The organism is Flavobacterium panacagri (assembly GCF_030378165.1).
Taxonomy (GTDB): domain Bacteria; phylum Bacteroidota; class Bacteroidia; order Flavobacteriales; family Flavobacteriaceae; genus Flavobacterium; species Flavobacterium panacagri.
This window is the reverse complement of record NZ_CP119766.1, coordinates 1,340,288-1,354,390: the sequence shown is the minus strand read 5'-3', so window position 1 is coordinate 1,354,390 and position 14,103 is coordinate 1,340,288. Positions and strand designations below refer to the sequence as shown.

At 33.5% G+C, this 14,103-nt stretch carries 11 protein-coding genes; 2 read left to right on the top strand and 9 right to left on the bottom strand.

Translation table 11 applies throughout. The annotated features are described in order from the left end of the window. The first annotated feature begins 53 nt into the window (after positions 1-53). Both P2W65_RS06195 and P2W65_RS06190 read left to right on the top strand, forming a co-directional pair. Positions 54-563, top strand: a complete 510-nt coding sequence (locus tag P2W65_RS06195; RefSeq protein ID WP_289664290.1) for a DUF2480 family protein — start codon at positions 54-56, stop codon at positions 561-563. Positions 564-640: 77 nt separating this feature from the next. Next, the gene (locus tag P2W65_RS06190; RefSeq protein ID WP_289664288.1) at positions 641-1,591 is read left to right on the top strand and encodes a DUF3078 domain-containing protein; all 951 of its coding nucleotides are present in this window, start codon (positions 641-643) and stop codon (positions 1,589-1,591) included. 180 nt (positions 1,592-1,771) lie between these two features. Here P2W65_RS06190 and hflX read toward each other — a convergent pair whose 3' ends face one another. The 9 genes from hflX to P2W65_RS06145 all read right to left on the bottom strand — a co-directional run bounded on the left by hflX (position 1,772) and on the right by P2W65_RS06145 (position 13,755). Continuing rightward, positions 1,772-3,001: a GTPase HflX gene (hflX, locus tag P2W65_RS06185; protein ID WP_179000738.1), complete on the bottom strand. Its 1,230-nt coding sequence runs from the start codon at positions 2,999-3,001 to the stop codon at positions 1,772-1,774. A gap of 164 nt (positions 3,002-3,165) precedes the next feature. Then, a complete protein-coding gene (locus tag P2W65_RS06180) occupies positions 3,166-4,023 on the bottom strand; it encodes a hypothetical protein (RefSeq protein WP_289664286.1) in 858 nt (285 codons plus the stop codon). A gap of 137 nt (positions 4,024-4,160) precedes the next feature. After that, positions 4,161-5,507, bottom strand: a complete 1,347-nt coding sequence (locus P2W65_RS06175; RefSeq protein WP_289664285.1) for a DUF5689 domain-containing protein — start codon at positions 5,505-5,507, stop codon at positions 4,161-4,163. Between the two features lie 17 nt (positions 5,508-5,524). After that, entirely contained in the window at positions 5,525-8,344 is a 2,820-nt protein-coding gene (locus P2W65_RS06170; RefSeq protein ID WP_289664284.1) for a carboxypeptidase-like regulatory domain-containing protein, read from the bottom strand. Between the two features lie 197 nt (positions 8,345-8,541). Beyond that, positions 8,542-9,762, bottom strand: coding sequence for an MFS transporter (locus tag P2W65_RS06165; RefSeq protein ID WP_289664282.1), 1,221 nt, complete (start codon positions 9,760-9,762; stop codon positions 8,542-8,544). A gap of 331 nt (positions 9,763-10,093) precedes the next feature. Beyond that, on the bottom strand, positions 10,094-11,137 hold the full coding sequence (locus P2W65_RS06160) for a Gfo/Idh/MocA family oxidoreductase (RefSeq protein WP_289664280.1): 1,044 nt from the start codon (positions 11,135-11,137) through the stop codon (positions 10,094-10,096). 86 nt (positions 11,138-11,223) lie between these two features. After that, positions 11,224-12,294 (bottom strand): NADPH dehydrogenase NamA, encoded by a 1,071-nt coding sequence (namA, locus tag P2W65_RS06155; RefSeq protein ID WP_289664279.1) that lies wholly within the window; start codon positions 12,292-12,294, stop codon positions 11,224-11,226. Between the two features lie 142 nt (positions 12,295-12,436). Continuing rightward, positions 12,437-13,072: an ATP-binding cassette domain-containing protein gene (locus P2W65_RS06150; RefSeq protein ID WP_289664278.1), complete on the bottom strand. Its 636-nt coding sequence runs from the start codon at positions 13,070-13,072 to the stop codon at positions 12,437-12,439. Further along, positions 13,066-13,755, bottom strand: a complete 690-nt coding sequence (locus tag P2W65_RS06145; RefSeq protein WP_289664277.1) for a hypothetical protein — start codon at positions 13,753-13,755, stop codon at positions 13,066-13,068. Before P2W65_RS06145 ends, P2W65_RS06150 begins: the two co-directional genes overlap by 7 nt. Positions 13,756-14,103 lie beyond the last annotated feature (348 nt).

The following is a 14,103-nucleotide window of genomic DNA, read 5'->3' as shown; positions in this document are numbered from 1 at the left end:
GTGTTCAGAAATTACTGAACACTAAAAACTGACCACTGCTTACTATAAAAATCATGGAAGAAATCATCAATAAAGTTGCCAATAGTGCTTTAGAAGTTTTTGATCTTGAGGATTATTATCCAAAAGGAATCCGTACTCAAATTGACATTTCACAATGGCTTTTGGAAGGATTTCTATTGAAAGAAAAAGACTTTAGAGAGCATCTTAAAAACCACGATTGGTCTCAATACCAAGATCAATATGTTGCTGTACATTGCAGTACAGATGCGATTATTCCAGCTTGGGCTTTAATTTTAGTTGGAGTTCATTTAGCACCTTTTGCTAAAAAAGTTGTAAACGGAACTATCGAAGATCTTGACGCAAGCCTTTACGAAGAAATCCTAAGTAAAATAGATTACTCTGCTTATGCAGACAAACCTGTAATCGTAAAAGGCTGTTCTAGAAAACCAGTTCCAATGCGTGCTTATATTTTAGCGACTAATAATCTTCAATCTTTTGCAAGAAGCATCATGTACGGCGAAGCATGTTCTGCAGTACCTTTATACAAACAATCTAAGAAATAACCTGCAATAACCGCCGGTCAACCTTTATCTTTCGATTGGTTTTTAGTATATTTGATAACACACTTAAACTAAATACCATGAGAAAGATTTTTTTATTACTCTTCGTTTTAGCAAACCTTACTTTTGTTCAAGCTCAAAATACTGAAAAAGAATTAGCCCAAAATACCGAAAAAGCCGTAAAAAAACTCAATGATACAATTGAAAAAGAAGGCTGGAAAGCAAAAGGTACAGTATCCCTTTTATTAAATCAATCAAGCTTCAACAACTGGATCGCGGGTGGTGAAGATAGTTTCTCTGGAACTTTAGGAATCAATTATGATTTCAATTATAAAAAAGACGATGTAACTTGGGACAACAAAGTCTTGGCTTCGTACGGTTTATTGCAAACCAAAAATACTGATTTCAGCAAAAAAACAGACGACCGTTTAGAGTTTAACTCAATCGTAGGAAAAAGAGCTTTTGGCGAATGGTATTACTCTTTCTTCTTAAATTTTAGAACGCAATTTACAACGGGATATATTTACGGACAGGATGCCAACGGAAAAGAAATTAGAACGGAACAAACTAAATTCATGTCTCCTGGATATCTAACCGTTGGTCCCGGTATTTACTGGTCTAAAGATGAAAATCTGAAAATAAATTTTGCTCCTCTGACCTCAAAATTCACGTTTGTAGACAATGCTTATACTAGCGGAATCGATAGGTTTACAGGCTTGCCATATGTTGATGGTGATTATTTTGGTGTTGATGAAGGAAAAACCATGCGTTATGAACTGGGTTTTTACGCATCAGTTTATTACAAATTAGCCATTATGACGAATGTAACGGCAGAAAACACACTTAATTTATATTCTAATTATCTAGAAGATCCTCAAAATGTAGATATCAATTATTCTTTGAACATCATTATGAAAATCAACAAATTTTTATCTGCCAATTTTGCTTTTCAAGCGATATATGATGACAATGCTTTTAGAGGACTCCAAACCAGACAAGTATTTGGTTTAGGCGTTAATTTTGGATTTTAATAATTAGAAGCCAAACAATAGGTTTTTTAATAAACATAGTTCCCGCTCTCGGCTTTATCTTACTTGCCCGACGTCGGGCCAGCAAGGATACCGCCTCCATCGGGGCTAAATTCAAACAATAGGCTTCTTTTAAACATAAAAAAACGGCTTTTGAAAATTTTCAAAAGCCGTTTTCTATTTTTATTCTTCTTCTTTTTCTATTGCATCTTTATAATCCGGATACAAAAATTTATTGTAAGGAAAACGAGTAATATGAATTTGTCGAACCGCTTCGTACACTACTTCTCTGAATTCTTCAAAATTTTCTTTATTTCTAGCCGAAATAAATAACGCATTATCTTCTCCAACGTTACTCATCCAAGTTTGTTTCCACTCGTCAAGCGTCCAGTGTTTTCTGGTTTTTTCGGTAATCAAATCATCTTCATCAATGGTCAGGTGTTTATAAGCATCAATTTTATTAAAAACCATAATGGTTGGTTTATCATTGCTTTTAATTTCCTGCAAAGTCTTGTTTACCGATTCAATATGATCTTCAAAATCAGGGTGCGAAATATCTACGACATGTAAAAGTAAATCGGCTTCACGAACCTCATCCAATGTACTTTTAAAAGAATCTACCAATTGTGTTGGCAGTTTTCGAATAAAACCAACGGTATCAGAAAGTAAAAACGGCAGGTTTTTAATTACCACTTTTCGAACTGTTGTATCTAAGGTTGCAAACAATTTGTTCTCAACAAAAACATCGCTTTTTCCAATCGCATTCATCAAAGTCGATTTTCCAACATTGGTATATCCAACCAAAGCCACACGAACCATTGCACCACGATTGCTTCGCTGAATACTCATTTGTTTGTCAATCGTTTTGATTTTATCTTTCAATAACGAAATTCGGTCACGTACAATACGTCTATCTGTTTCAATCTCTGTTTCTCCAGGCCCACGCATCCCGATACCTCCTTTTTGACGCTCAAGGTGTGTCCATAAACCAGAAAGTCTTGGCAGTAAATATTGGCACTGCGCCAATTCTACCTGAGTTCTTGCATACGAAGTTTCGGCTCTCTGCGCAAAAATATCCAGAATCAAATTGGTTCTATCCAGAATTTTACAATCAATAATTCTAGAAATATTTTTTTGCTGAGAAGGCGTAAGCTCATCATCAAAAATTACAGTCGATATTTTGTTCTCTTTTACAAAAAGATTAATGTCATCAATTTTTCCCGTACCCACAAAAGTTTTGGGATTTGGGCGCTCCATTTTTTGCGAAAAGCGTTTAATGACTTCACCGCCTGCGGTAAAAGTCAGAAACTCTAATTCGTCTAAATATTCATTTAGTTTCTCTTCACTTTGATTTTGAGTAACGATACCTACAATTACGGTTCTCTCAAAATTTATAACTTCTTTTTCTAACATAGTCTTGAATAAGCTGCAAATTTAATGATTTGTAAGCTACAATCAATTATACAATTTCGTTTTTAAATTTATATACTGCTTGCAGACAATAAAAAATGGAACCTCGTTAAGTTTTACCTCAACAAAATTCCATTTATCTGAATTGGTCTCTCAGTATGAAACGTTTACTCGTAAATAAACGTTTTTTCGGTTTTTACAATTCCATTTTCTTCTATTTGAGAACAAGAAATTGGAAAGTTTAATTTGTTGTATTTGTATTTTCTGCTTACCGCAACTAATGCTGTAGATGATGGACTGAAATTCATTTCATTATTATATGAAATCGCTTCAAAAGGAAATTCCTCCTCATGGTAGGAAATCATTGGCACAATCACTTTATAATTATCTCCAAAAAGATTCTGAACAATCAATTGATCTACCGATTTTTTATCATCATAAGTATAGGTTTTAGAGATTTTATCTCCAACTAAACCTTTGTGTTTAGACACGTTATCATTCACATAAACATACTCTAATTTTCCAATTATGGCTTTATTTCTATCACGAGAAGTACGTCTTACAATGATTCCGTTTTCAACAAGATATTCAATATCATCCAATAAATTTTGATGATTAGTACTGCTCTTAGTCGTTACTTTTACCCTTGCACCTTCATAAACAAATGAAACTGTTTTGGTGATATAATTTGGCCCTTCCTGATATTTTTTTACAAATTTGGTAATATTATTATCAGCGTTGTAAGTGTAATTAATTACTTCTTTCCAATCGCTTCCTATTTTATCTTTAACGGTCATATCTAATAATCCGTTTTTATTGTAATAGAAATGCTGTACGACATCTGAAGTTGTGATTGTCTGAAGTTTCCCGTCTTTAAAGACCATTGTTTTATTTACAATTTCACCGTCTTTAGAGTTTTGGTAATTTGTTTTTACAATGTTAATCTGCTTTAGTTTAACATCATCTTGACTATGCATCAAGAATGGAAACACCATCAATAAGATGGCAGCAAAGTAGGTTCTCATATTTGTTTTTGTATTGATTTGGGATGACCAAAATACAAAATTCAATTAGATTTCAAGAATTTGAAATACAAAAACTACAAACTTTTCAATAAAAACCTAAAAACCAACCCTTTATTTATCAAATCTAAAATCACCGCTTATTTTTCTCCAAATATCTTAACGTCATCGACCATAAAAGCACCGTTTAACCTTTTATCTTTTCCTGAACCAATGTATTTAAAACCAATATAGACATTTCCAGTATAAGCTGAAAGATCAATTCCTCCTGAACTCATAAATTCACGCGAAGGATTTGAAAGTGAAGGAACTTTAGCTTCCAATTTTGTCCATTTGGCTTTGGTAACACTCGCACCATCAAAATTGGTGGAGACATACACTTCCAATGTATTTAAAGGGGAATCTACTTTTAAATCATGTTGTGCGCTTCTAAAGGATAAAACGGCATTTTTATAACCTGCCAAGTTTATTTTTGGAGTAATCAGCCAAGCAACATTTTCGGCTGCCGTTGTGCTTGTGGTATTAAATTCGGCATAACCATTTCCGGAATACACCATGCTTTTCCATAATTTAGTGGCTTTCTCAACTATATTGCTCCAGCCTGGTAGTGCAAAATTGACATTGTTCTTAACTGACTGAAAATCTTCTGCAAAAAAAGGTGTGTTACGTTTTCCGTTCATCACAATATCATTTTCAGAACGAATCATCAATTGATAATCAGAGCCATATTTTGTTAGAATACCTCTTACTTTTCCACTTCCTTCGGGCACAAAATGAGTTGCAAATTTTGCATAACTGGAGGTTCTCAAAATAATTTGATTTCCCGTTTTGTCTCTCAAATTCCAATTTGTAGAACCGCCGACATTATTAGATTCTTCAAAATAATGACGCCCTAAAGCCGCTTCAGTAAACTCAACATCATTCAATTCAATTAAAGTATTCAGTTTATTATCATTGAGTGCTTCTTCAATAGAAAGTGATTCAACCAATAGATTTTCATCTATTATTTCACATGAAGCATTTAATACATTTTTATATTCATTTTGTGAAATTCTTCCAATTGTAGGTTCGCCAGCGTTACTCACATATAAACTTCCAATTCTTAATCCTCCAAAATATAGATCTGTGAATTGATTTTTAAGTTTCACGTAAACTTTATTCCCAAGCCTATAATCAATGTAAGTATTGGATGCATCAATTGGAACACTAAATCCTATTGTCGGAAGTTTGTCTGTTGCTTTTGTCTGCAGATAAATTGTTTTGAAAAAATTGCCTTCTTCATCACTCGAAACCACATAAGCCTCAATTATATCATCGTACAAATATTGTTTAGCAGTATTGGCCGAAAGTTCATATACTTTTTCTACCGTTTTGTTTACTGTTAAATCTGGCTGTGTGCAAACCAATTCTGGAGTTTGAGTTTCATTGCTGCAACTGCTTATTACTGCTAATACAATTCCAAAGAATATTAAAAACCTATGTTTCATGTTCATTAAATTTTGATTTACAAACCAATTGTGAGATTTAAAAAATAAGTTCTGCCATAACCATAATAATATTTTGGGCCAAAAGATGGTGTTCCGCTTGAAACATCTTGATTTAAAGCTCTAAAATTGGCATTTCTAGCCTGCTCAAATCCGCCAGTTTTATATATGGAATTCATAACATTATTAACGCTGGCAAAAAGTCCTATGTATTTTTTACGAATGCGCCAAGATTTACCTCCGCTGATATTAAGCAATGTTACAGGATCAAATTTTTCTTGTTTCAACAACTCATTTCCTCTTTCAGAAGTTGCTTCGGGAAAAGGAAAACCATTTGCTGGATTAATGTAAAATTGAGATGTTCTCGAAATGGGCGAAACATCAATATAGTTTTCTGCCAAATAATTAATATTAGCCCCAATCCACCAAAATTTCGGATCGCGGTATTCTAATCCAAACGAATAAGCTTGCTGCGGAGTTCCTGGTTGTTTGTAATTTTTAAGGTAAGCTTGTCCAAAATCAAAAGTTTTCTGTTTGCCATCTATTGCTGCATTAGCATCATTAGTGATCGTTACATTTGGATTACTGCTGTATACATAATTTCCAAAAGCAGTCGATAAAGTGGTTTTTATTGTTGAAGAAAGCTGATACTCCAAACTCAATTCTGCTCCTATATTTTTCTTATCCAAATGAGTTAAAGTCTGACTGACGAAAGCATCCGTAGCATCGTAACCCGCTCCATCATCAAAAATTCCTTCGGCATAGAAAAAGGAAATTTTTGAAGTGTTTTTAATTAATGTATAATAAGCCGTTAAACGTAATTTTAGCTTGGAAGAACGATACACATAATTAGCATCGGCACTGGAAATGTTTTCACTTTCAATTCCGTTCACTATAGAATTGTTTAATCTTGAATTGGAAAAAGTATTTCGAAGAGAAGGTGCTCTTGTTAAATGTGCGGCATTAAAAAACAACAATTGCTTTCCGGAAATTTTATAAGTGAATCCACCTTTAAAACCAAAGTTTTCAAAATTTACTTTCTCACTTTTTCCTAAAGAAGTTGTGGGATAAAGTCCGTTTTGATACAATCCTTCTCTCTGATAATCTGTCATGGAATAAGATTGTGCCAGATAAAATTCTGTCTTATTATAAACAAATTTAAACTGTGTAAAAGCATCTAAAGTATTCGCTAAAAAATTGTAATTATAACCATAAACATCTCCTTTTACAACCTGTCTGTCTGGATGTTGTAGATCAGACTGCGAAAGACTTCCTTTGTAAAACGGATCGATATCATCAAAATATGCTCCGCCTAAAAGATCTAATAAATACTGGAAATTATGAGATTTTAATTTTCTGAAAGTAAATCCGCCATCAAAAGAAATATTGGAAGTAAGCTGCGAATTTAGATTTGAATTTAAAGCAAAAGTCTTGTCATCAGTTCTATCTTCATACAAAACATAATGGCTTTTTGAAGGTTCATAACCGTTTGGCGTCGACTTTTGATTGGCAAAATACATTGCATTCCAATCTATCTGGGAATTTTCTAAAAAAGCGATTTTACTTTTGGCTGCATTTTCATAATCTGGTGTAAATTCTCCCGAAAACTCGCCATGATCTTTCGCGTAAAGCGAACTAAAGTAACTTGGCATTTTTCTATAGTAAACAGGATCAGGACTATCGGCATTTTGATAATCAATAGTGCTGTTTCCAACTTTTCCGAATTGATACATAATACCCGAACTCAGATTAGTCTTTTCATTAATTTTAAAATAATGATTCAGCATCAATACAGGTTCTTCAACATTTTTCACTCTTGCATTTCGTTTTTCTCCATTCTGAAATCCCCAATACGAATTGTATTTTTCGCCCATTAAATCAGTTACTTCATTAGTATTGGGAGAGTTTTTCCCACGTGAATTTGGAGTATAAAATCCGGTAAAATTTAGAGCCTGTTTAGTATTCAATTTCTTTTCAACACTAATAAAAAAGGAATCTGCATCGAAATTGGTTCCCTCAAAATAACCTTCCTCGGCCCATCGTTTTCCCGCAGAAACGGCATAAGCCCAACCATAAGAATTCATTCCCGAAGCATACGATGCAATTGCACGCCAATTATAAGATGCATTACTTCCAGAAAACGTGATTGAGCTTCCTTTTCTATATGATGAAGCTCTAGTAGTGATTTGTTGTGTTCCTAAAATACCGCCAAAAGTATAACTGGACGCGGTAGTTCCAACTGAAAATTCTTGATTTCGAAGTACATTATTTAATCCTCCCCAATTACTCCATTGTAGTCTGCCATCGTAGATTTTATTCATCGTCATGCCATTGAGCATTGTTGTGGCATTTTCGCTGTCTAAACCACGAACTCTAAATCTGGCTTGTCCCCAATTAAAAGCCGATGCCTGCATAAAAGCATCTCTCGAAGACTGCAAAAGACCTGATGTCATTTCAGAAGAACCATTATCTTCAGACAAATCATTGTCAGACAATGTGATTAAGGCGGCAGGAACTTCATCTGTGTAAGTGTCTTCTAATTGTAAGATTCCAAGATTGATATTTTGTCCTAAATTATACTGTAGTTTTATAAGGGAATCTTTGTAACCTTGACTTCTCAACAAAAGCAATTGTTCTTTGGTTGGAAATATATGAAGTTCAAATTTCCCTGTTTTCGAAGTAAGCTGCATTACAGCTGTATTCTGTATCGTGACCACAACATTTTCCAACGGATTTTGTGTTCGGGCATCGATTACAATTCCTGTAACTGTTATTTCCTGCTGCGCATCAACAAGATTAAAAACCAATAAAATGAGGAAGACTGCGTATTTTTTTCCCATTAAAAATCCAATTTACTTTGAAAATTACTTTAGGATTCTAATCCTATATTCAAAAGATAAAAATTGGTTTTTGGAAAAATTTCAATGTTAAGCAAGACGCTTATCATTCAAATATAAACAAAATATTTAACCCTAAATAAATTCTTACAAATTTATTTAGGATTTTATAATTTTTAATAAAAAGCTTTATTGTAAAATTAAGCTGTTGTTCTAATTTTAGAAACCATAAAAGCAATCAGCACTCCAAAAATTCCAATAAAGGCAAAAGAAAACTGCAATCCGAAACTTTGCGCAATATGTCCAATTACTGGCGGCCCCATTAAAAACCCAAGGAAACTCACACTCGAAACAATCGTTAAAGCCTCGCCAGCAGGAACCGTGGGGTTTTTGCCTGCAATACTATAAACTGTAGGAACAATAGTTGCAACACCCAAACCAACAAACATAAAGGCAATGGTGCAAGGAACGATATAAGGAAGAAAAACAGCCGTAAAAAGTCCAGCCGAAATCATAACGCCGCTAATCTGCATAACACGCTCGCGACCGAATTTATTGATTAGACCATCGCCAAGGAATCTGCCGCTGGCCATCATAATCATAAAAGAAGTATAACCTAAAACCACTAAAGGCCCTGGCGCTTTTACAATGTCTTTAAAGTAAACACCGCTCCAGTCAAACATAACGCCTTCGCTTGCCATACTGCAAAATCCGATAACACCAAGCCAAAGCAAAGCCGAATCTGGTTTTACAAATAGCTTTTTTTTCTCTTCTTTAGCTTTTGACTTCTCTTTGGCTCTAACCAAAAATTTAAAATTAAATGCCACCATCAATAAAACAATGATTCCAACAATTATAAAATGATGCAACGGATTTAATTTTAAAGTCAACATCCCCAATCCAACCAATGCTCCTGTGAATCCTGCAAAACTCCACATTCCGTGAAATGAGGACATGATTGTTTTTTTGAATAAAACTTCGGTATAAACGCCTTGTGTATTTACGGCAATATTGGCAAGATTTCCAAACAAACCGAACAGAAATAATCCAAGGGACAATTGCAATGCCGTTGTTGCCAATCCTAAATTAATAAGACAGAAAACATACATGATAAGAGAGAAAATCAAAATGCGATGACTTCCAAATTTTGTTACCATTTTTCCTGAAAACGGCATAATGGCCAATTGTCCAACCGGAAGCGCAAAAAGTATAGAACCTAAATCGCCTTCTGTTAAATGCAAGGCTGTTTTAATGTCTGGAATTCGGCTTGCCCAAGTTGCAAAACTTAATCCCATTCCGAAATAAAACATTCCAACGGCAAATCGAACTCGGTTTAAATAAGAGGCTTTTGCTTCTCTAAATACTTTCTTGATTTTCCCCTTGGTTTGAAAAAGCGCTAATGGATTAAAGTTTATCAGCATATTGAATTTTTATTGAATATTGTCAAAAATACTAAAAACGCTTGGCAAAGTGCACAGAGCCTAGGGTTATGCACAATTTACAACGTTATTGTTTATAAATTCGAAGGTTATTAATTGAAATCTTCTTATTAAAATTACAATTTTTCGGGTTTAGTCGAATTATAATTTGTTTCATTTTTTAATTTGAAACCAAAAAAGAAGCTGCATCAAAATTGATGCAGCTTCTTTTTTATTCAATCAATTGTTCCGTAGGAACATTTGATTTTTGACATCATTTTCTACCGATGAAACATTCCTACGGAATGATAACGTTATCAAATAATTACAATCCTTATGATATACTGATTACCTTTTGTTGGGCATTACTCGCAATTGCAGCTTCTATAATCTGCATTACTTTTACACCTTCATCTGCGGTAACAGGCTCTGGTTTATGGTTTGCAATAGAATCGTAAACACCATCAAAAAAACTGAAATAATTTCCTTGAAGCGTTGGTACTTTTTCTCTCACAATTTTACCATCTATTTCAGTATGCAAAAGTCCTTGTAAATTTTCATCTTCTGTTCCCCAGGAATCTAAGTTTGGTTTTTTTCCTACTTTTAAATCGTCTTCCTGAACGTCTCCGCGAGGTTTTAAAAACGAACCTTTTTTTCCGTGAAGCGTATACGCTGGATTGGCTTCTCTAACAAAAAAACCTGCTTTTATTCTGACTCTGAAATTAGAATAAAATAATGTCAAATCGATCCAATCGTCTACAACAGAATTTTCTCTTGTTACGCGAATATCTCCAAATACTGATTTTGGACAGCCAAATAAACTCACTGCCTGATCGATAATATGCGGGCCTAAATCTTTCAGAACTCCTGCGCCATCATTTGCCGTTTCTTTATGCGCTTTTGGACTCAGCAACGGATTGTATCTGTCAAAATGAAATTCGGCTTCTACCAAATCTCCCAAAACGCCGTCATCGATAATTTTTTTAACGGTTTTGAAATCACTATCCCATCTTCTGTTTTGAAAAACGGCTAATTTCACTCCTTTGTCTTTTGCAATTTTTGCCAGTTCTTTTGCTTCCGCAGCAGTTGTAGTGAACGCTTTTTCAACAACCGCATGTTTTCCTGCTAAAAGTACTTTTTTTGCATATTCAAAATGCGTTCCAACTGGCGTATTTACAATTACCAAATCTACATCATCTGCCAAAAGTTCGTACAGAGTGGCATAACTTTTCACGTATGGATAATCTTCCTGAATTAGTTTTTTACTTCTTTCCCAAGAACCTAATAATTCAAATCCTTTGTGAATATCTAAAAACGGAGCGTGAAAAACCTTCCCCGACATTCCGTATGATAATAATGCTGTTTTTATTTTCTGCATGTTGTTATGGTTTTTTAGCCACGAATTCACGAATTTATTTTTTTTTAATAAAACCTTTAATTCGTGAATTCGTGGCGGAAAAAATATTAAAGTTTAGCTCTTTCGTATTGTTTTGGCCATTGAATATCGCTGTTTAGTTCTTTGGCAAAATCCAAAGGTAAATTCGGATTTCTTAATGATTCTCTGGCGAACAAAATTAAATCGGCTTGACCATTGTTTAAAATTGCTTCGGCTTGTTTGGCTTCAGTAATTAAACCAACTGCTCCTGTTGCAATATTCGCTTCTTTCTTTACTTTTTCAGCAAAAGGAACTTGGTATCCTGGCCCAAGAGTAATTTTTTGATGTGAAACCAATCCGCCTGACGAAACATCGATTAAATCTACTCCTTTTTCTTTTAATATTTTAGAAAGTTGAACAGATTCTTCTGGATTCCATCCACCTTCTGCCCAATCTGTTGCTGAGATTCTCACAATCAAAGGTAAATTAGAAGGCCATTCGGTTTGAACTGCTTCTACAATTTCCAGTGTAAAACGAATTCGGTTTTCAAAACTTCCGCCATATTCGTCTGTTCTTACATTCGTTAAAGGCGATAAAAACTGGTGTAATAAATAGCCATGAGCTGCATGAATTTCTAAAACCTGATAACCTGCTTCGACTACCCTCTTAGTTGCGGTTTTAAAATCGGAAATCACTTTTTGGATTCCGTTTTTGTCTAAAGCTTCTGGAAGAAAAGGTTCGTTGTCGTGATAAGGAATCGCACTTGGCGCAACCGTCTGCCATCCGCCTTGAGCGAAATCCAACTTTTTATTGCCCAGCCAAGGAGCCGAAACACTGGCTTTTCGTCCGGCATGAGCCAATTGAATTCCGGGAATCGAATTTTGAGAGACAATAAACTGATTGATTTCTTTTAGTTTTTCGATATGTTCATCTTTCCAGATTCCAAGATCCGAAGGCGAAATTCTGGCTTCAGGAGAAACTGCTGTTGCTTCCTGAATAATTAAACCTGCACCGCCACTGGCACGACTTCCTAAATGCACCAAATGCCAATTGTTTGCAAAGCCGTCTTCGGCAGAATATTGACACATTGGCGAAATAGCAATTCTATTTTTTAGGGTAATGTTTTTTATAGTTAAAGGAGAAAATAATTGTGAAGCCATACTTGTAACTTTTAATGGTTTTATACTACCTATTAAATAAGGTAATGTTCAAAAAAGTAAAGTTACGGCATCTTGTTAAAACGAGATATTGAAATGTTTATTAATTAACAAACATTTAAATCAAAGTTTAGTTCATGGTTGTTTATCTCAAAAATAATTCTTTTTCAATTTCTGAGTACTGACTTTTTTCAAACTCAGTAAGATTTTTATTTTTGAGCAGAAAAATTTTATCACAGTCTTTATAGAGGATTTCTAAAATATGAGACGAAATAAAAACAATGCTGATTTTAGAAAGTTCCCGAATGTAATTCATTAATAAATAATTCGATTCTAAATCGAGCCCATTAAACGGTTCGTCTAAAATGTATATGGGAAATTCTTTTTGAAAAACAGCATTCAGATAGGTTTTCTTTTTCATTCCAGTAGAAAACTCTCGTATTAGTTGATTATTGGGAACCTCAAATATTAAATTCGTATTTTTTGTTTCAACATCCAATAAATGGGCATAAAAATCATAAAATTCTACAGCGGTAAGTTCTCCATAAATGGGAGGATCTGTTGGAACCCAGCCAGCATTTTGCAATACTACTTCCTTTTCATTTATCGAGCAGTTTCCCTCAAACTTTTCTAAACCTAAAATACATTTAAAAAGCGTTGTTTTACCTTGACCGTTTTTACCAATAACACCATAAATACCTGGTCGATCAATAGAAACATCAATGTTTTCTAAGATTGATTTATCTTTATACTTTTTTTGATCAATGATAATTTTTAGCATGTTTTGAGTTCGTTTAAGGTTTTAATCGCTTTTTTATAAATAAAAGGCAACGCTAAGAATGGTACTCCAAATAAAAATAAACTTCCCGCTATGAAAATCGTAAAAAAAATCTGCTGTAAATAACTATTATTAAAATAGATATACTTTAACAACAGATTAATAATTGGCGCAATGAATATAAAAATCAGAAATATCAATTTTTCCCATTGCAATAATAAACACATCGTTAACGCGACAGGAAATACTAAATAACAAGTATTGATAATTGAATTTTTAAACTGAAACCTTAAGTATTTTTTGCTATCAAAAGGATTATGTTTTATTTCTGCTATTGTTTCTCTTTCAAAGGATGGAACGCATGCTATTAATGATAATCCTAAAAAAACTGCATACAAAAGATTTTGATTGTTGCTTTTTACCGCCATAAAAACAACGATAAGCAACAACGGAAGTATATAAACCAGTTTGTATTTTCTAAAAGAAATATGCCAGTAAATATTAAAGGTATTGAAAGGATATTTAATTATTTTTAGATTGAATTTGGGCAAATTGATTAAAACTATTTTACACAACATAATTGCCCCAATAAATACAAATTCACCTTTTAGTAAAAGCACCAAATAAAATGGAAAAGAATAAATAAGGTATTCTGTAAATAGGATTAGTTTGTAATTTCTTTTCATTTTTAAAAGCTCCAAATCCGACCTTTGCAAATGATAAACGAGTATTTCTAGAAAAAGAAAAGGAACATAATTACGTAATGGTTCAAAATTTAGATAAATCAAAAATGCACTGACAAAATATAGCAGTATAATAAGAAATACAGCCAAAATATCGTCTTTAGCGACTAATTTCCTAAACCGAACAAGAAATAAATAATGTAAAATTGTTGTCAATGTTTTTTCGTCATTTAATGTTTGTTCTAACCTGTATTTTTTTAATAATGAAGTCAGAAGTCTGTCAAATCATTTTACAAGTACATCCTTAAACTGTTTGTAACATAATAATCAAATATGTTACTAATAAATAAA

Coding starts and splice junctions, on each gene's coding strand:
- P2W65_RS06195 (WP_289664290.1), top strand. CDS start 54: ATGGAAGAAATCATCAATAAAGTTGCCAATAGTGCTTTAGAAGTTTTT.
- P2W65_RS06190 (WP_289664288.1), top strand. CDS start 641: ATGAGAAAGATTTTTTTATTACTCTTCGTTTTAGCAAACCTTACTTTT.
- hflX (WP_179000738.1), bottom strand. CDS start 3,001: ATGTTAGAAAAAGAAGTTATAAATTTTGAGAGAACCGTAATTGTAGGT.
- P2W65_RS06180 (WP_289664286.1), bottom strand. CDS start 4,023: ATGAGAACCTACTTTGCTGCCATCTTATTGATGGTGTTTCCATTCTTG.
- P2W65_RS06175 (WP_289664285.1), bottom strand. CDS start 5,507: ATGAAACATAGGTTTTTAATATTCTTTGGAATTGTATTAGCAGTAATA.
- P2W65_RS06170 (WP_289664284.1), bottom strand. CDS start 8,344: ATGGGAAAAAAATACGCAGTCTTCCTCATTTTATTGGTTTTTAATCTT.
- P2W65_RS06165 (WP_289664282.1), bottom strand. CDS start 9,762: ATGCTGATAAACTTTAATCCATTAGCGCTTTTTCAAACCAAGGGGAAA.
- P2W65_RS06160 (WP_289664280.1), bottom strand. CDS start 11,137: ATGCAGAAAATAAAAACAGCATTATTATCATACGGAATGTCGGGGAAG.
- namA (WP_289664279.1), bottom strand. CDS start 12,294: ATGGCTTCACAATTATTTTCTCCTTTAACTATAAAAAACATTACCCTA.
- P2W65_RS06150 (WP_289664278.1), bottom strand. CDS start 13,072: ATGCTAAAAATTATCATTGATCAAAAAAAGTATAAAGATAAATCAATC.
- P2W65_RS06145 (WP_289664277.1), bottom strand. CDS start 13,755: ATGAAAAGAAATTACAAACTAATCCTATTTACAGAATACCTTATTTAT.